The organism is Brevibacillus sp. NPDC003359 (assembly GCF_042878995.1).
GTDB lineage: Bacteria > Bacillota > Bacilli > Brevibacillales > Brevibacillaceae > Brevibacillus.
Window position 1 is genome coordinate 1550562 of the sequence record NZ_JBIAOR010000001.1, and the last position, 19327, is coordinate 1569888.

Annotated in this window: 15 protein-coding genes; 2 read left to right on the plus strand and 13 right to left on the minus strand. The window is 48.1% G+C overall.

Features of this window, described 5'->3' with window-relative positions; translation table 11 throughout:
• Window positions 1–85: 85 nt before the first annotated feature.
• The 5 genes from ACFYU8_RS07145 to ACFYU8_RS07165 form a co-directional block, all read right to left on the minus strand.
• Window positions 86–958, minus strand: coding sequence for an NAD-dependent epimerase/dehydratase family protein (locus ACFYU8_RS07145; protein ID WP_390294495.1), 873 nt, complete (start codon window positions 956–958; stop codon window positions 86–88).
• Between the two features lie 28 nt (window positions 959–986).
• Window positions 987–3020, minus strand: a complete 2034-nt coding sequence (gene ggt, locus ACFYU8_RS07150; protein WP_390294493.1) for a gamma-glutamyltransferase — start codon at window positions 3018–3020, stop codon at window positions 987–989.
• Between the two features lie 166 nt (window positions 3021–3186).
• A complete protein-coding gene (locus ACFYU8_RS07155) occupies window positions 3187–4266 on the minus strand; it encodes a phosphodiester glycosidase family protein (RefSeq protein ID WP_390294491.1) in 1080 nt (359 codons plus the stop codon).
• Window positions 4247–4753, minus strand: coding sequence for a hypothetical protein (locus tag ACFYU8_RS07160; RefSeq protein WP_390294489.1), 507 nt, complete (start codon window positions 4751–4753; stop codon window positions 4247–4249). Before ACFYU8_RS07160 ends, ACFYU8_RS07155 begins: the two co-directional genes overlap by 20 nt.
• Before the next feature lie 137 nt (window positions 4754–4890).
• A complete protein-coding gene (locus ACFYU8_RS07165) occupies window positions 4891–5715 on the minus strand; it encodes an RDD family protein (RefSeq protein WP_390294487.1) in 825 nt (274 codons plus the stop codon).
• Between the two features lie 79 nt (window positions 5716–5794).
• Here ACFYU8_RS07165 and ACFYU8_RS07170 point away from each other — a divergent pair, with 79 nt between their 5' ends.
• The gene (locus ACFYU8_RS07170) at window positions 5795–6775 is read left to right on the plus strand and encodes a stage II sporulation protein M (protein ID WP_390294485.1); all 981 of its coding nucleotides are present in this window, start codon (window positions 5795–5797) and stop codon (window positions 6773–6775) included.
• Here ACFYU8_RS07170 and ACFYU8_RS07175 read toward each other — a convergent pair.
• The 5 genes from ACFYU8_RS07175 to ACFYU8_RS07195 are packed head-to-tail and all read right to left on the minus strand — an operon-like array spanning window position 6742 to window position 11765.
• Complete coding sequence (locus ACFYU8_RS07175) at window positions 6742–8112, minus strand: DUF58 domain-containing protein (protein WP_390294483.1); 1371 nt, start codon at window positions 8110–8112, stop codon at window positions 6742–6744. The genes ACFYU8_RS07170 and ACFYU8_RS07175 overlap by 34 nt on opposite strands.
• A complete protein-coding gene (locus ACFYU8_RS07180) occupies window positions 8063–8983 on the minus strand; it encodes an AAA family ATPase (protein WP_390294481.1) in 921 nt (306 codons plus the stop codon). Before ACFYU8_RS07180 ends, ACFYU8_RS07175 begins: the two co-directional genes overlap by 50 nt.
• Window positions 8984–8991: 8 nt before the next feature.
• Window positions 8992–10116, minus strand: coding sequence for a DUF4350 domain-containing protein (locus tag ACFYU8_RS07185; protein ID WP_390294479.1), 1125 nt, complete (start codon window positions 10114–10116; stop codon window positions 8992–8994).
• Complete coding sequence (locus ACFYU8_RS07190) at window positions 10109–10735, minus strand: DUF4129 domain-containing protein (RefSeq protein ID WP_390294477.1); 627 nt, start codon at window positions 10733–10735, stop codon at window positions 10109–10111. Before ACFYU8_RS07190 ends, ACFYU8_RS07185 begins: the two co-directional genes overlap by 8 nt.
• Entirely contained in the window at window positions 10728–11765 is a 1038-nt protein-coding gene (locus ACFYU8_RS07195) for a DUF7847 domain-containing protein (RefSeq protein WP_390294475.1), read from the minus strand. The genes ACFYU8_RS07190 and ACFYU8_RS07195 overlap by 8 nt, the downstream gene beginning before the upstream one ends.
• A gap of 175 nt (window positions 11766–11940) precedes the next feature.
• Here ACFYU8_RS07195 and ACFYU8_RS07200 point away from each other — a divergent pair, with 175 nt between their 5' ends.
• The gene (locus ACFYU8_RS07200) at window positions 11941–12540 is read left to right on the plus strand and encodes a hypothetical protein (protein WP_390294473.1); all 600 of its coding nucleotides are present in this window, start codon (window positions 11941–11943) and stop codon (window positions 12538–12540) included.
• Between the two features lie 257 nt (window positions 12541–12797).
• Here ACFYU8_RS07200 and ACFYU8_RS07205 read toward each other — a convergent pair whose 3' ends face one another.
• The 3 genes from ACFYU8_RS07205 to ACFYU8_RS07215 all read right to left on the minus strand — a co-directional run bounded on the left by ACFYU8_RS07205 (window position 12798) and on the right by ACFYU8_RS07215 (window position 19229).
• Window positions 12798–13946 (minus strand): glycosyltransferase family 4 protein, encoded by a 1149-nt coding sequence (locus tag ACFYU8_RS07205; RefSeq protein ID WP_390294471.1) that lies wholly within the window; start codon window positions 13944–13946, stop codon window positions 12798–12800.
• Between the two features lie 33 nt (window positions 13947–13979).
• Entirely contained in the window at window positions 13980–15773 is a 1794-nt protein-coding gene (locus ACFYU8_RS07210) for a CotS family spore coat protein (RefSeq protein WP_390294469.1), read from the minus strand.
• A gap of 183 nt (window positions 15774–15956) precedes the next feature.
• Window positions 15957–19229 (minus strand): DEAD/DEAH box helicase, encoded by a 3273-nt coding sequence (locus ACFYU8_RS07215; RefSeq protein WP_390294467.1) that lies wholly within the window; start codon window positions 19227–19229, stop codon window positions 15957–15959.
• Between the last annotated feature and the right edge of the window lie 98 nt (window positions 19230–19327).

Below are 19327 nucleotides of genomic sequence, written 5' to 3' on the forward strand. Positions count from 1 at the left end.
TTCCTTACAGACACATATGTTCTGCTCTACCTTACCATGGAGTTATACGAAAGAAAAGGTAGATAGGTCACGCTTTTTGAGAGGTTTATTCCGCATGAACGGTTTTGATAAGCGCTGGCAACCATTCATCCAGCCCCCAGAATCGGAAGCCCGCGGCCTTAGCCTTGCCGTTATCCATGTAAAAGGATGATGCAAATCCAAAGGGAGACGCATCAGAAGCATCTGTTGTTTGCTCAATCCGGGCGGGTTTTCCGACTGTTTGCGCAATCGTCTCCATCAGCTCAGCAAGTGAAACAGTCCCATCCGAGCACGCATTCACAGGCCCTGTGATGGACGCTGTCGCCACCCATGCCAAAAATTGAGCTGCTTCCTGTGCATGAATAAAGCACATCTGGGCAGCTAGATTCGCGATACCAATCGGCCGCTCCTCTTGTACATGCTCAATATGAAACCGTAGCCGATGTGTGTAATCGTCTTTCGCCAACACGATTGGAAAGCGAACCGCTACAACAGGGAAAGCCTCTTCCTGAAAAAAGACGGCTTCTGCTTGACGTTTTCCCTCTTGATAGGTCATCTCTTCTCTGGTTTTCGCCTGGATATGATACGTATACGGATCAAATGCTTCTTCCTTTAAGCTTTCCTCTGCATAATCGTAGACGGACAAGGTAGAGGTCAAAATGTACGTACCCACTTTCCCCCGAAAAACCTTACACGCATCCATTGCATTTTGGGAGGAATAACAGATGTTATCGTAGACCACGTCCCACTGTTCTTCCCCTGCAACCGCTAGTGAATTGACGTCATCGCGATCTAGCGTAAGCCTTTTGACTGAGGCAGGTAAATCTACTTGGGTAAGCCCCCTCGTTGCCACCGTCACATCTGCTCCAGCTTCAACGAGGAGATTCACTAATCGCTTTCCAAAAAATCGCGTTCCGCCAAGTACAAGTACTTTCTTCATCTTTTGCCACATCCTTTTCTTGATCGACCTACTTCTTGTTCGTCAACTCGATAGACCGCTCCGCTTCCTTCCACATGACCGTATAGCCCAGCTTCTCGCCAACTTTTTTGACAGGCAAGTAAGGAATTCCCTTCACCATGACCACATCAGACTGGAAGGACGTCACTTTTTGCCCCAGCCCCAACAGCAACTTTTCGGCGTGAACATAGGCTGCTCCATCTATCATCACTTTTTGTTCTGCTGTATATGGGTATACATTTCCATTTACTCGCAAATCAAAGGGGCCCTCCTGTTCTTTTGACGACTGGATTGGCTGAGCAGCCGTATACGCAATGGCATCGACCCCAAGTACAGTACCCTCGCGCGTGTTATCCGCTCCGCCGTACATTTTTCCCGTTTCAAAATCGTACACAATCGCTTGGACGTTGCCAATGTTTGACGGTTCCTCGACAAAAACGTGGCCTTTTGCCATCAATTGCAGGATGACGTCTTGGTCAATGCCCGCTTCCCATGTCACATTCGGATAGCTACTAGAAAAAATGCGAGGTGCTCGGATGGCATCCTGAATCTCCATTTCATGATCGATCACATTGAGAATCGTCTGCGATACAGAAGCGATAATCGTGGAACCACCTGGTGATCCAATTGCCAAAAAAGGCTTTCCGTCTTTTAGTACCATGGTTGGCGTCATGCTCGAACGTGGGCGCTTGCCGGGCTCGACCTGATTGACACCGCCAGGAATCGCATCAAAATCCGTAAGCTCATTATTGAGCATGAAACCGTAACCCGGAACCATCACACCACTACCAAATATATCTTCGATCGTGGTCGTATACGAAACGATATTCCCCCATTTGTCCATCACAGAGAAGTGCGTGGTCTGCTTGACTGGGCTTTGATCACTCAGCTTCATGGACACCTCGGGCTTTTTGCCAGGATCGTACTTCCAAGGATCTCCTGCCCCTACATTGGCATTCGCGGTTTCTTCACGGATGAGCTGACGCCGTTCCTTGATGTATTCGTCTGCAATCAGCCCCTTTTTCGGTACTGGATACACATCCTCGTCCGCCATAAACGCCGCCCGATCTGCGTAGGCGAGGTGGTTGGCTTCGATCAGATGATGCAAATAGGCTACCGACCCGATTCCGTCCTTTTTGTTATCGTAGCCTTCCATCAGCTTCAAAATCTGAATGAGTGTCAAGCCGCCAGAACTGGGTGGTGCCATCGAAATCACTTCATATCCGCGATACATGCCGCGAACCGGTTCTCGCTCTTTTACTTGATACGCCTGCAAATCATCGAGTGTCATGGAGCCACCCGTTCTTTGCACTTCCTCGACGAGGGCCTTGCCAATTTCCCCTTCATACAAGGCATCTGAGCCTTTGTCGCGGATAACCTTTAACGTTTTCGCCAATTGGGGCTGAACCAGCATCTCGCTTTCTCTGAGTGGAACTCCGTTTGGGGCAAACACCTGTGCAGCAGTCCCGTGCTTTTTCAGCTTTTCCATAGAATTGGCAATAAATTGAGCGGACACCCAGTTGACGCGAACGCCTTTTTCCGCCAATTCAATTGACGGTTCTATCACTTTTCCCAAGTCCCATGTCCCATACGATTCCAACGCTTGCTCTACGCCCAGCAATGTACCTGGGACACCTACGGCCTGACCACTGGTATGTCTCTCTTCAAACGGGATCGGCTTTCCATCTGCCTGCAAAAACATATCAGGAGTAACCTTGGCAGGCGCCATTTCCCGACTATCTATCACCGTCACCTTGTTTTGATCCTTTACATAAATCATCATGAAGCCACCGCCGCCGATACCGGACATATACGGTTCTGCCACATTCAGAGCAAATTGGATCCCAGCCGCAGCGTCAATCGCATTGCCGCCCTTTGCCAAGATATCTCTGCCGACTTGGGCCGCTGCTGGATGAGATACCGCGACAATCCCCTTTGTAGCTCCTTGCACACCTGCTGGCATACCTGGGACTTTCCCCAGAGCAAAATGAGGAAACGAAAGCACGGAAACAATCGAGAGGGTAACCAACATCCCTTTTTTCATGCGATCCCTCCTGTTCTATTTCATTACTCTGCTATTATTATAATTTTCAGCATTTTTTAAGGTCAACCCACATTCACAGTTAACTAAGCAAACTTTTCTCTACAGAAAAAAACACTCTTCTGCAGCAAGACTTGTCGTCTCCACAGAAGAGTGTATCGATTTTTGCTTATGGCATGATAACCAAATTGCTCACCACACGGCGTTCTTTTCCGCCTGAAGGCTTGTTCATCAGCTTGCCATTGTAATAAAACGCACTGGATCCGCCACCGTCGAGGTTATACGCATCCACGACATGCCACTCCTGTAGCTTTTTTTGCGCTTCCTCCAGCGTAACACCATTGCTCCAGCCATCTCGTCTTCCATCAATGACAATCAGCAGCAAATCACCGTTGTCGAAATGACCGATCAACGTTCGCGGTTGACGCGCATTCGCCCATTCACGAGGAATAGGGAGTCGCTTTCCGTCTTGCAAGAGACGCGGCAAGAAGCTCGCCCCCTGCAATATCCCTTGTTGCGTAATTTGCGCCTGCGTCTTGATGTTTGTTCCCACCAGATGACCTTTGTTGTTAAAACCGACAAAGCTCAGCTTCGCATTATTGGAAAACGTTCGAATCTTGCCGTCAACAACAGTAATGCCAAGCGGAGTCAAATTGCCCTGCTTGTCCGCCATAAAGCCGCCTGCGTTAATCGCAAGAATGGCTCCTGTACGCTTACCGGCTTGACTCGTCGTTTCTCCTTTACTTTTAACAGAGTTGTTCGCCAGCACCATTTTCAACGCGTTCGGATCATTGAGGCGAACTTTGGCCATATAACCGCGGTATCCGCCTTCTTGCAGGGAATAGACTTTCACTGTAGAGTTTTTCCCGAAGTGTTGACCGATCGGCTTGCCAAGCATGTTGGACAAGACTGTGTCCAATACATCCGCAGATTTTTGCGTCTGGGATTTGCTCGCTTCAAGTGCACTGCTGATGTTCTTGTTTTGCTGCTCGTATTCTTTCTGTTCCTTTTTCGAGCGATCCTGGATGTCTTCGATGACGATTTCTACGTTTCGAAGCTGCACCTTGGTGTCGTTGAGCCGTTTCCCCAGCTCATCTGCTTGGCTCTTTGCTACGGCAGAAGGAAGCTTCAGGCCTTCTGTCTGGAGCTTGTCCACTGGATTTGCCAGCGAAAAAGCGACCAAAAAACCGAGTGCAGGTGCCATCAGAAAGAGAAAGAAACGGTTAATCTTACCAAGCACGGGCAGCATCCTCCAATTTTTTCAGAGATGCTTTCAAATCAACCAACTGTTTGTTTAGCTGGTCAACCCGATCCTGCAGGGCTTCTTTGGTCTTGTTTGTTCCACCAATAGTTTCGCCCGTCAATGCCAGATCTTCTTCCAGATTTCCCAGACCCTTCTGGACATTTTGCATTTCTTCCTGCACCAGAGCCAATTGATCTCCCAATGCCTTCATTTGCTTTTGATTATCTTCTTGAACCTGATCAATTCGTTGGTTCACAAATTGTTGCTGCTTGTCCAACGTATAAACAGCAAAGGCATAGCCAGCATAGGCAAGTCCTACCCAGACCAGAACGGCCAAAACGATAGGTAGTAAAGGGCGCTTACCTTCTGTCTGGGAGGGAATCAATGCCTGGAACAGGCTGCCTCTTCTGCGTCTTCCTTTCTGCTTCCCGTTTGCCGGGAGTGGCAGTGTGGGTGACGAAGTCGATGACGCTCCCATGTATTTGTCGTCCATCGGCTCCCTCCTCCTTTCTGTGACATAGAATGAGGTTTCATTATAACATAGAAAGTTTTTGACGCAGCATTTTGCGGAATAATGGAAAAACAAGTCAAAAAAAGAAAATACCGCCATTTTTTTGGCGGTACCTCTCTTCATTTTCGGAGTTGAAATTCGTTTTGCAGCTGATTGTACAGTCTTTGCAAAAACAGGATCGGGTCTTCCTTGTTGGTCTGTTCGTCAAAAAGCTCTAATTTTTTGCGCATGATGCTGGCGATTTGATTCGCGAGTTCATATTTTTTCGCTTGGGATAAAGAAGATAATCTGCTGACGAAGGAGGACAGCAACTGCCAGTCCTCTCGGGTAATCGCCTGTTTTTGACGCTCATCAAGCACGAGTAGCGCATGATTCAAATCAAAGCCGTTTAGCTGATTGTCTTTCTTTTTCTGAAAAAGAGTTGATCGCTGTCCTGACTCCACCACAACAATCGTACCCGCTACCAAATCGCCAATTCGCTTATCGCGTGGGTGAAAAAAGCAGACAAGCGCCCCGAGAAAATAACCAGATGGCATCGCGTCAATAATGCGGAACAGATTCCGAATCGTCGAGGAAACAAACGTCGCAGGCTGTCCGTTATCACGGATGACCCGGATTCCCATCAGCCTTTTGCCAACGGTCTGTCCGCCCCAGAATGCTTCCAATAACCAAAAGTAGCCAAAGTTCACTACGAAGATAACTAGGAGAACGATGGCCAACGCGTAATTTCCAGAATCCTGGAAAAATCCTTCTTCATTTCCAAATAAAACTATACCAAACAAAATAAATACAGTAAGATTAACCAGGAGCAAGATTACGCAGTCAATCAGCATGGCAGTGGCACGGCTGCCAAGACCTGCCGTCTGAAATCGCAGCATAACATGCTCGGGTGTCACGACAGACGCTTCTCGATGTGACCCACTGACGTATGTTGGTTCATTCATGATGTTTTTCTCCCCCCTCCTCGAAACTTTGAGGTTTTTTCGAGTTTTTGAACACGCGCTAATGAAGGAGGCATTATACATGGATATTACCTCGTTTTGGCACAAGCATAAAGCCTCTTGGGCCGAACTGGAACAATTAGTGGAGCGTTTTACCCGACAACCTCGGCACATCAGTGCTACCGATATTGATCGCCTGACACAACTGTACAAGAAAACGTCTGCTCATTTGGCCTATGTGCGCTCCTACCATCCGACAGACGAGATCACCCTCTACTTAAACCAACTCGTTTTACGTGCACATAATTTGGCTTACAAGCAACGAATAGGTAGCTGGCAGCAGCTCAAGCATTTCTTTGGTAGCTACTTGATGGGTCTCGTACATATGCGAATGAGCTTCATTGCTGTGGCAGCGCTTCTCTTCATCATCGGTGGTATTTCTGGCTTTGCCGCCGTCATGGTCGATCCACTCAACCTGTATTATGTCTTGCCACAAGGGATGGCTGAGCAGATTGATCCATCCAGGCTGGGTGAAGGGCACGAATCTCTCAACAGTCCGGTCATCTCCACGATGATTATGACCAACAACATCAAAGTGGCGATGCTGGCCTTTGTCAGTGGAATTACGTTTGGAATCGTCCCCATCTACCTTCTCTTATTCAATGGCCTTCTGGTTGGAGCTTTGGCAGCCGTCTATTATCAGGCGGATAGCAGCTATGCGTTTTGGGCCTACATTTTGCCACACGGCGTGATCGAGCTGACTGCCATCTTCATTGCAGGCGGAGCAGGTCTTCATATGGGGTACCGCCTGCTTGTGCCCGGCCGCTACGCTCGAAAACATCAATTTTTGGAGGCGGCAAAAGAGTCTGCGCATCTGCTGTTGGCTACCATCCCTCTCTTGTTCATCGCGGGAATTATCGAGGGCTATATTACGCCATCGAGTCTCTCGCTCGAAGCCAAGTACATCGTAGCTGTCGGCACGTTGCTTTTGCTGATTGCCTGGTACCTCCTCGGATACAGATCCGATTCTCACAAAGCTTCTCTTGATTTGATATCCAAATAAGTGTTGATAACCGCAAGCGTCAATTGATCGGCCGGAACGTCCAGTACCTGGATACCCGCGCCGATCATTTTTTGTTGAAAAGCCCTGCGATCAAGCTGGAACCGTTGAGCTACCGCCTTCGTAAACGCCAAGCTGCTGTTGCTCGTGTCAATATGACTCCATTCATGCAGAAGCGGATCTGCCAAAGAAAGCAGCAAGAGCAAATGCGAACGGCGCATCCGCCACAAATAATTGCTCAACTGATCTTCGACGAGGTAGTTTTCCATATCTGAAAAAAGAACAACCAAGCTCCTTCTCTTCTGCTGGCGATTCAAAAATTCTAGCGCCTTCGCCGGATCAGCCTCTACAAAATCACTTGTCAGGTTGTAGGTCGCTTCCAAAAGTGTGTGCAAATGGCGCAGACCTCTGCCTGGAGGTATGTACGTCTTGATCTCATGCGAATAAGCTAAGAGCGCTACCTGATCTCCTTGACGTAATGCGACTGCCGCTAGCGTGAGCGCAGACTCCAGCGATCTATCCAGTCTCGTTTGGTTATCCAGCTCGACGCCCATCAACCTGCCGCAATCGATCAGAATGGTAATCACCTTGCCATGCTCCGGGCGATATTGGTTCGTCATCAGACGTCGGGAGCGTGCGGAAGCAGACCAGTTAATCATCCGAGGATCATCATCTGGCACGTAATCTCGGATAGCATGAAATTCTGTGCCCGCTTTCGCCCTGCGCATGATTTTTTTCCCGTCGACGATCAAGCTCTCCTGCAACGAAGTCAAATAGCCACGAACGGCTGAAAGGTCGGGGTATACCTTGATGGTTTGCTCACATGAAAAGCGACTTTGGCGGTACCACAAGCCGAGCTTGCCATGCCAACGCATGTAAAGCCAGCGGAACACGTACTCTCCGCGCTCTTTTCCTCTTGTTTCAAAACGTATGTTGGTGAAGGGTTGCTCCATCACACCCGTAACTGGTCCGGCTTCTTCAAATGACAGTGGAAGATCATCCACGATGGCGTACGAAACAGATTGCCCGCTTCGGTTCTCCAGCACAAGCTCGATCTCAAACGATTGTCCGATATCCGTTTGTTCAGGCAAGATTCGCCGGATCGACAAGTCTCGGCGTTTGGGGATGGTCACCCAATCTAAGATGCTAGCGATCAGGAGTAAACCGTTGTACAAAAAGAATGTCGAATAGCCAATCTCCAGTAAAAATCCGACGATCGCGATGGGTGTGCCTAGCAAAACCGCCACAAGCAGTCGCTTGGATGGCAGGACAAATCGGTCTGCCAAAAAATCAGCGAGGAACTGGAATAGCCGCCAGCGTCTCTTCGATGATGTGGTCACTGGTACCCCCCTCCAATTCTACCTGCGGTGACAGTATGAGTCGGTGTCGCAATGCAGGGCGGGCCACCATCTTCACGTCATCAGGCGTCACAAACTTGCGATTGTCCAAAAGTGCCCATGCTTTGCTCGCCATCAACACGGCGATACCGGCACGAGAGCTGGCACCCAGGAGCAATCGTTTCGTTTCACGTGTATTTCGAATCAATGTTGTAATGTACTCCAAAATGGAATCATCCACAACAACTTCTTCTAATTGGCGTCGCTTCTCCAAAATCGCATCCCATGTAAAGAGCGGCTCTTGATTCCGCTCGTGACTGCGCTTGTTGGGAACATGCTTGGCGAGGATTTGCTTTTCATTTTCATGGGAAGGATACGACATCGTTAGCTTGAACAAAAAGCGATCGAGCTGTGCCTCCGGCAATACATACGTTCCTTCATATTCCACCGGATTTTGCGTAGCGACCACAAAAAACGGATCTGGCAAAGGATAGGTGACACCATGAATCGTCACTTGCCCTTCCTCCATTGCCTCCAATAAGGCCGCTTGGGTTTTCGGGGGAGTCCGGTTAATCTCGTCTGCCAGCATTAGGTTTGCAAAAACAGGACCTTTGATTGTCTCAAACTGATTCTGCTGCATATTGAACACCACATGACCAATAATGTCCGATGGCATCATGTCAGGCGTAAACTGGACGCGCTTGCTCACGCCCCCCATCAATTCCGATAAGGTTCTCACCATTTTCGTCTTCCCGATACCGGGTACACCTTCTAGCAAGACATGTCCTCCGGCAACCAAAGCTGTTAGCAGTAACCGAACATTTTGCCGCTGACCAACCAGCTCTTTTTCCATTTGTTGCAACAATTGCTCCACGGTAGTTGTCACTCCTTCTCCAGACGCTTCGTAATCTCATCCAACAAGAGGCTGTCTGCAAGCAAGCTCTTTGGCGAGTATCGCCCTTCGTTCTTTGCCTGTTCCAGTCGTTCCAGCAGATAAGCGAATTTCTCTACCTCTTGATTTGTCCATCTTGTTTTGGCATATCTCACTATTTCCACACGATCAGCCCGTTGGTGCACTCCCCACCGATCGTACAACAACTGTCGCATGTACGCTTCTCGATGTCGCAACGCATCCTGTGCCAGCCCTCTTCGCTCATACCAGCTAGACACGGCGAGCAACGTCTCATCACCACGACGTACCGTCCATTCCCTCAGCGTATAGACCGGTCCGAAACGTTTGCCTCTCCACCACACGTACAGCAAAAGGAGGATGGCGAGTTGAATGCAGGCAGCTATGAGCCAGCCTGGGTAGATCGCCAGAAATCCTGGTTTTTCTTGCAAGCCGTGATGGTATTCGTCTACCCAAAGGACGGACCAATCTCCTTGTACATACGGCCAGATCGCTTCAAAGTGGGACAATTGATCAAATTTTTTGTTGGTCAACCATTCCGGCACAAGAAAAAACGTGACACTGCCATCTCCCACTTCTGTTCTTCCCCCAAGTATCCCCTGATCGTCGTAGAGAAGTGGCTCCATGTCCTCATCTTCCAAAAATCTCAATGCGGTCCCGGCTTTGCCCATGAACCTGCCTTGAACGAGAGGTCCCTGAATGTTTCGTTCCTGATTTTCTTTATCCCGGATGAACTCCGTATAAAAGGGGAGATCTTCCCACTCCGGTCTCGAGTCAAAGAGAATCAGGTCATTGCCTTCGCTGACCCAATCCAGCATGTCTATCTGTTCCTCTGGCATCAATCTTTCCGGCTCTACGACGAGCATGGCCTGCCCTGTTGCTGTTGGTAAAAAACGCATAGGCTGCCGCCATTCCTTTACCTGCTTGCCTTTTTCCTCCAACAGTACGAGCACAGCCTTGATTCCGCTCGGCTGTGCGGACGAGGCCAAATACGGTGGGAGCGGCTCAGCTGTAGGCTTCACGATCAGCCAGCCCACGATGACGAGCAGCAAAGTAGCCACTATAATTCCGACACGATAGGTGCGCAAACTATCCATGCTGTCCCTCCTCGCGCCAGATGCCTTCCAGTTCGTTTACACGCTGCCAGAACGACACTTCATCCACAAGTGCCTGCCCGTACCAAACAGCGTCGAATTCTCGTGCAAAGCGGCCGAACACCTCACGTAAGCTCGGCTGATTTGTCTCAATTTCCTCAGCGTATTCCCAATTCGTTTTCCATTTCTCCACACGAACCCATGACTTCATTTGCAAATAAACCAACAACGCCAAAAACAGTGAGCGTTCTCCTTCGCGCCATTCTCCTTGCGCTGCTTTTTCTTTCGCATCACGCAGATAATCTGCATGAGAACGTATTTTTTCACCGTCCATAAACAGCGGTCGATGCTTCTTCTGTTCCCAAATCATTCTGCGGAACAACCAGTAAATGATGCCGACCAGTGCCAGTACTGCTATTATGAGCACCAGTGTTGATACGGTATGAGCAGCACCAGACGGAATATTGGTCCACTGAAAAAGATCGGCGATCATCTCGATCACAAACTCCATCGCTCTTTGAATCCAGTTCCCTCCACTGCCTTGGGGTACATTGAACTCGTCTCTGGCTAGAATCTCTTGCAAATGCTCCTTGTCATCCACCCAAGGACTCGTGCTAATCATGTGTAACTCCCGGCTCTTGTGCAGGAGTAAGAGTTGCTGGTTGTACGGATTCAGTTGTAGCAAGCTGACGGCTTACTAGCTCTTGTAGATCTGTCCCGTCTTTTCTCACGCGCAGATCAAAGTAAGCCAAAGCGTAAACAATGGACATCCATGGAGTCACGAGGCAGGTAAGTGCAACCAGAATGATTTGCGCGAGGATAGACGTACCTAAGACTCCAGTGAGTACTAATTGAATGCCGCTTGTGAACATCGAGTAGATCACACTGAGAACAACAAAAATACCGAATAAACGCCAAAAGTTTCCTTTTGTCAAATTCCAGCTCTGGCCGATTCCGACACCATCGCGTTCGAACAGAACGAGCGGCATATAAAAACCCCAACGAATTAAGAAAAAGCCTGGTACGAGCATCATCCCAGCAATTAAGAATAAATAGCCAAATAAAACTAAAACGATCATGAGCACAATGCTGCCTTCATCTGACGGATCAAATATGGTTTCTAATGTCATACCACCGGCGAAAGCGATCATAACGAAAAATAATCCATATACGATGACAAATGCTGTCGACACTGCAAACGCGATTACTCCATAGAGGAAAGTACTACCCGCGAGCGGCCAAAATCGACGAAGTGCCCCCTTCAACGCATCCTTTAAGCTCAAGGTCTCTCCCTCGAGAGCAGCCTTTGTCAGTAAAATCGAACCGGAAATCATTTGCGGATAGGCGATGATCAAAAGGATTGGTGCGACAAGGAATAAGAATATGAGCAACATAGGCAGGCTTTGTGTCATAAATTCTTCTTGTCCGGCAAATCTTGCGCCTAACGATTCTGCAAAGTCCATACCTTCTGTATCTTGTGCGAGCAAAGGGACCCTCGTAAGATCAACCATGAGCAATTGCTGCAGGAGTAATAATGGACCGAACCAAATTAGAGCCATCAAAAAGAATGCTCCAAAATACTGACGATACACAGAAAAGCTCTTGTCCAACAGCTTCCCCACTCCCATGGGGGCAATCGGCGTACGATTCATGAGAAACCTCCATCTTTCTTTTTGAGATTACCTGATAAGTATACACGATTTTCCTGTTTTTTAAAAAAATCATCTAATTTTGCTAATGTTTTCCTGCCTGATTTTGTCAAATCAGGTGTTAGTCCAATGCGATCACCTCCCTGCTGAATATGATATTGCATGGATAGTAAGGAGGGTGTTGCCTTTGAAAGCATTGAGAAAGAAGAAGTTAAAAGCAAAGCAAGCCCGCTGCCGCTGCAAGAAGCGATCTACCAGACGCAAATCCAATAGTCTGCTCAAGCAATTGCGCCGTTTTGTGCGAATCCACGTACGTGCACCTCAAGTAAATGTGACCACCCCCATTCCACAACTAGAAGCACCTGTCGTACAAGTAGAAGCTCCTGTTGTACAAGTAGAAGCACCTGTTGTACAAGTAGAAGCGCCTGTTGTACAAGTAGAGGCACCTTATGTACAAGTAGAAGCTCCCAAACCAATCGTCATCCCGGCACCAATCGTGAAGGTAGATGTCGGAACGGAAGAATCAGCAGATCAAGCATGTATAGACGGGCTTCGTCAAGAACTCAGCAAATGCTTGAGGGACGATCAGCTTGTGGAGGTTTTACTGACGACGGATTGGGGATCTGAGGGTCGTTCCAACCGAATCGGCAAGCTTCTTAGAGTGGACGAAGGAATCATTGAATTACAAACCATAACCTCCTCACGTACAAGCGGGACGTCTGTCCTTATTCCTATCACCCACATCGTCGCCATTATTCCAAATGCAGAATCTAATTGAACAAGCTGATATTCTGCGTGCCTTTATGAATGCCTGAAGCTGCGGGGGAATCTATGCATAGTAGATTCCCCCGCAGCTTTCCCCATTTTCGTGCAAAACGAATGTGGGACGAGCCCTTTTTCATACCATGGTTCAGTTGGGCTTGTCCACTCTAGCCGGACATCATAGCCTAACTCTTTCGACACAAAAGTATAAATAATCGCCCACTTCTCCGAACTCTCTTTGGGAAGTGGGCTGCTAGCATTCGCTTTTTGGTGTTACCTACCCCTGTTATTCCATACGTCTAGCACATCTCTTGCGACTCGATCCCATGTAAATCTTTGTTCGGCAAGCTGGCGTCCGCTTCTCCCCATTTGACGTTGGAGATCACGGCTGGACAATAGTTGTTTCAGCTGTACAGCAAACGCTTGAGGGTCCTCCGGCTGCTCGACCAACAGTCCATTGCCTCCGATGATCACCTCAGCATTTCCACCCCGCTTTGTCGTGACAAAGGGGAGACCGGCAGCCATCGCTTCATAATGGACACGTGCCAACGGCTCCTCCCATTGCGATGGGCAGACAAAAACGTCACCCGCCCAGAACCAGTGGTGAATCTGGTCTGCCGGAACAAATCCCGTTGTAATAACCGGAACAGGCGAACGATTCGCTAATGAACGTACATATGCTGCATAATCACTGATTTTATTTTCTCCGTACCAGGACCCTCCAACTAAGACGAGCGCGATGTTGGAATGGTAGGAGCGGAGTTCATTCATCGCACGAACCAGGATGTCGGCCCCTTTTTTCGGCGTCAGTCTTCCTACAAACAAGATCACTTGTTTGTTGCCAAGATTGTGCGTCGCCCGCAGTTCCTGACGAATCTTCTGCGCCGTTTTGGATCCCTCCACCGGAACGAATGTATCTAAGTTCACACCTGAATAAATCGTACGAAGCTTATTTGCGGCTTCGGGATGCAAGGAGGCAATGACCCTGCCGACATAATCACTGATGGTAATGATGCGTTCGGTTTCAGCAGCGGCTATAGCAGCTTCTGCCTGCCCTATTTTTACCGGATCAAACATATCATTGTGCATACTTAAGATGATACGTGCGTTCGGGCATACCTCACGAATGATGGGAACCATCCGCGGTCGGTTAAAAACATGGATGACATCATAAGTGTTCGCACTCAAAAATGCGGCTACTTCACGTGCATAGATCTCGAAAACACCTTGACCATCTACCCGCACATAACGCGCATTGCGAACTTTTTCATCCTTCGGTAGCGTCGGATCCGACGTTCCCAGGATCGTCAGCTCATGATGCCTCCCTAGAATATCTGCAATCCCTGCAATATAAGTCTGAATCGCTCCACCTCGTATAGGAGGGACTGGCAATTTTTCTGTACAGACCATGATAACTTTCATACGATTTCTCCTTTCCCGTTCCGACTTCTTACATCAGTTGCCTCTCGACTTCTTTGATTTTTGACGCTGCTTCTTCATCTGATTATTGATAAATTTACGGCTTGGTTTCGCCGACTTGGCAACCTTATTGCTCTTGTTGGAAGTGACGGTTCGGGACTGCTGTTTAGAAGTCCACACAGTTCTTTTTTTGTTCTTCCCTGCTGGACTCACGGGTTTTGCTTGTGGTGATTTTGCCTTTACATTGATAGAGATCCGTACTCTACTTTGAGGTTTGCTTGGCTTTTTGCTGCTGCTTTTTGAGACAGCAGAGCTCATGCCCCTGCTTTTGTTTCGACGAACGAGTTTTCGTGCTTCACTTGTATCGAATGGCGCTGCTGGCCTAAAAGGGATATCTCTGGAAAATGTGATCGGAGCTCTGCTGGTAGTGCTGCTTTGTTCTACCTCTGCCCCTCCCTGCTGGCTTTCTTCCGGATTAACTGGTGTTTTCTCGGAAGTCGGAAGTGAGCTGGCTCCCTGGTCGCCTGCAGGTTCCTTGATTTTGGACTCTTTGTCTTTGGATCCCTTCACCTTCGACACCTTGATCTTGGACACTTTGTCTTTCGGCTCCTCGACCAAAGCCTCCGTTGTTGGCGTGGATACCGCAACAGGAATGAAGTCCTTGATACCTGATGCCACCCTTTGCGGTTCAACCACTTCCGTTATTTGGTCATAGTTGCCCGGGTTGTATTTGCTGATGTCTTTTGCGAGCTCTGCCAATGCCGCATCTTTCGTTTTATCCCCCGTCAAAACTCGCTGTAGAATGCCTTCTGCTTCCGTCGACAGAAAGATTGCTGGATCATAAAACATCTCTTTGAGGTGCTTATAAAATTCGTTTGGTACTGCCATGTCATTTAAGAGCACTTCAAACGATTCGCGATCCAGTGGATTTGCCTTATGATAGGCTTCGATCATGCCGCGCATCCAGGTAACATCCCAGACACCCATATCATCCATCGTACTGGTGATGAGCTTGCGCAAATCCCGAAACGGCAAATCGTACGACACGCCATCCAGGTCGATGACCCATAGCCCTCCGGGACCATTTTGACCATTTGACCAGCCGTAATCTTGGTGCACCAATCCCCAGTGTGCCTCTCCCATTTTGATCATTTTCGGATAGGAAGATGCCTTTAATTTCTCTAAGGCTGCCCATGCTTGCTGTTCATAGTGATCGACTACGGCCAGAATGGATTTACTTGTTGGGGCATCACTGTACGCTTTTGCTACTTCCCGCATCCATCCAATTTTTTTGGCAATCTTTTGATAATGATTGGGCCAGCGATATAAGCGAGAAGAGTTTTTGGCTCCAGCGGGCGGAGCATAGCCTTTCGAATGACGATGGAATTCACCAAGACCGTAGCAAAGCTCTTGCGCGCCTACCAAATCTACTTTTGTTGCCGGTTGCAAGGCAATCCAATCGGTAACAATCCAGAGTTTCCCGCCTTTTTCCACATAAAGATTGCCATCTCGGGCAGGAATCAGCGCTGGTACCCTAGCTCCTTGTTTGACCACGTATTCTTGGAAAGCCACACTATAGAGACTGCGTTCGGGCGTACGGTGCAGTACCTTTAGGCTACGCGGACCTTTATCTGTTTCGATGCGCCAAATAGCCCCGCCTTTGTCTGGCTTGGAGGTAATGAGCGTACGACCCTTCACCGACATGTCATACTCTTTGATCACTTGTTCTGCGATCGCATCTACTTCCGGTGGCACTGTCATATCCCAGTTAGCTGGCGTTTCCACATTCCCTTCTCGGGTATCCCATGGCTTAATCACATATTGTTCCATTCCATTCCCCCCACACTTCTGTGGTGATGCCTTCGCCCTTCTCCATAAGCTATTCGCTCTGTTCTTATCTCGAACCGGACAAATATCACTGGGAGTCTGCCAATTCGTTATTCGCACAGGGATAAAGTCTCGCAAAAAAACAGCTTGACCCCTCGCATGGTAGCGACAGTCAAGCTGTTCATGTCAAATCATCAGCAATTCGCGTAATTCTTGCTCGGTTAAAGAAGAGATTGCCTCTTGCCCCGGTGTAATGATTTCCTCGATCAAATTTTTCTTTTTTTGTTGCAGCTCGTACATTTTCTCTTCGACAGTCCCCTCTGCAACAAGCCTGATCACTTGGACGACGTTCTTTTGTCCGATACGATGGGCACGATCAGCCGCCTGTTGTTCCACGGCGGGATTCCACCACAGATCATACAAGATTACGGTATCCGCACCTGTCACATTCAATCCTGTTCCCCCAGCTTTCAATGACATGAGAAACAAATCCCGCTCTCCCTCGTTAAATCGGTTGCACAAATCTAGTCTCTCTGCTATTGGTGTCTGTCCATCCAGATAGAAAAACGGGACACCGTGATACCCCAGCTCGCGTCCGATCATCCCTAGCATCTCCGTAAATTGTGAAAAGAGCAAAACGCGCTTCCCGGCGTTTTTGCATTCCCCGATGATCTCTAATAGCTGTTCGAGCTTGGCTGACCCACCATCATACTCTTTGACGAACAGCGCTGGGTGACAACATATCTGGCGCAGTCTCGTCAAGCCTGCGAGAATTTTGATCCGATTTTTTTGAAAGCCTTTATTGTACAGGTGCTTCACTGTTTCCTGTTGGAGCTGCGCCAAATAGGCGACATACAGCTTTTTCTGCTCTGGCAACAACCTTGCGCTTTGCAGTGTTTCAATTTTAGACGGCAATTCCTTCAGTACCTCAGTCTTGAGCCTGCGCAATAAAAATGGACGCGTCCGCTTCGCAATCGTATCTCGCTGCATGTCGAGGAATTCCTTTCGCGCAGGAAAAAGCTCTGGAAAAACAACATCGTAGATGGACCACAGCTCCTCTACCCTGTTTTCCACAGGTGTTCCTGTAAGAGCAAAGCGATGCTTGGCTTTTATTCGTTTTACTGTCTGAGCTGTTTGAGTGACATAGTTTTTAAAAGTCTGTGCTTCATCCAAGATCAAGGTGTGGAAGGAATGCTCCTCGAACTGGGCATGATCACGACGCAAGAGCGGATACGAAGTAATGAGCACATCGATTTGTGACAGCTCGTTTACGATTTGGTTCCGCTCTTCCTTCGTGCCATCCACAATTACACTACGGATATTTGGCGCAAACTTTTTGATTTCATTTTGCCAATTGTATAAAAGAGAGGCAGGCGCCACGATAATTGCTGGCAGCTTTTGTTCTCGGATTTCGGGCAGAACAGAGAGGAGAAAGGTAATACTTTGCAATGTTTTCCCCAATCCCATATCGTCTGCGAGAATTCCCCCAAAGCCGTAGTATGCCAGTGTTTTCATCCATTGATAGCCAAACTTCTGGTAATCTCGAAGTGTCCCCTGCAATGATTCGGGTACTGGAAAGTCCAGATTATCAGGGTTCCGCATATTCTCCAAAAACTGGCGTAACGATTTACCTAGCTGAACAGACTGTCCCTGCATGGGAATATCAAGCAAGCGCAGCCCGCGAAAAGCAGGTAATTGAAAACCATTCCCCATTTGATCCGCATATTGCATGCCCATCTCGTCTAGGAAACGATTGATTTGCTCAAATTCTTTTGTCTCAAGCGGCAAAAGTGCTCCATTCGACAGCCGATGATATCTGCGCTTTTCTTCGACTGATTGGATAACACTTCGGATCTCGGACTCGGGTATCCCATCCATATCAAAGCGAAAATCCAGCCAATTTGTTCGCTCATCAACATCCACTTTTACTTTTGGTGGCAGGTGGAGAGGCTGTATTCTGATTTTTACGGAAGTCGTCGCGTATACTTTCACCAGCTTTTCCAGCTTAGGGACGACGTGATAAAGGAAGTCATACTCCGCTTCCTCATCATCTAGAAAATACCCTCCTTCCGTTCGGGTAAAGGCACTTTCCTCCATCAGTTCTAAAATCTGCTGCTCCTTTTCCCCGTCACGCATCAAAATCAGCTCACTGCCACGCAGCCCTCCTCCTTCATAGCCTTCCAGCGGATTGATGACGATATCGCCATATTGAAACTCAAGTCCCGCCAGAAGCCGGTCTCTTACCCTATCCAAATACAGCTTGGCTTTTAACTGGAATTGCACGACTCGTTCTGAGACAGCCTTTGCAATTTGCACCTTCCCCAGTTTCATCAAGGCGGGGACAACCTGCACCATGAATGGCTCAATTTTTTCAGCGGGAATGTGAATCCGTTCACTGCTATGCGATTCTAACAAGTGCTTGAGCTCTGCCAAACTTTGGCATAGCTCCTTCGGCAGTCTGTGCCATTTGCCATCTACGAGCAACAGTCCGTAAGCTTCCAAGACAGTGATGTGCTTGAATCCTTGCACTTCCAGCTGATATTGATCTGTTTTTGACTGGTCAAATTCGAAATGGAGCGGCGGCGGCTCATCGATACAGACAAACGTTGGATACATTTGGTCATGATGCTGAATGTGAACAGACGATGCGGTAAGTAGCAAAGCAAATAATCGTTCCCAGGTAAATGGTGGAACAAGAAGGATCCGTTCCCCACCCACATGCTTCTGTTCCTGATAATGGTAACTTGCTGTTTCTCGATATATTTTTTCCGTACGGTATATTTGCAGAAGTTCACGGAGGATGGTTTCATGCTCTGGCAAAAAGCGATGTAAATTCGGATCATAGGTAAATTGGCTGGAGAAACAATAAACTTGCTTCTTATCTAGTCGGTCTAAAAATGCGCGAATGTCCTTTACGATGTACAACCTCTTCGGCCCTAGCTTCAGCTCTATTCCGATCATGCTCTTGCGAAAGCTGTACGGTACGATTTTACAAATGATTTCCAAGGCAAGCGTTGTTCGTGAATCCAGCAACACGCGATTATGGCTTGTCCGAATCGGCCGGTCCACGAACAAGCCGAACAGTCCCTCTGTTAATTGGGAATCAGCCTGTCTTGTCATACCTGCTTGTCTCGTTGTAAGGGAAGGGGAATAGCTGCCAGGATGGTCGTCTACTTGCAAATCACGCATGGTTAGCAACGAGGCCGCGATATGCTGGCAGTAGTGATCATACGATGCTAAAGTAGGACAACTGCACACTGCTGCCATACCAGACTCGTCCAGTTCAATTGTGACTTGATAATTATTTTTTCCTGCGTTCACTGTCGTTTTGATCCAAGCAGGCTCCTGTTGAAAATGCTCCACAAGCACGTTCCCAGAACGGTAAAAAGTCTTTCCTCTTTCATAGGAGAGGCGGCCGCACCATTCTTTTATCGTTTGATGACTCACTTGAAAGCTCATTTTCTGTTCCATCCTCATTATGAAATATGTTTAATATTACAGAATGCAACAGAAAAAAGATACGCATGTACGCGTATCTTTTTTCAACAAATACAAAT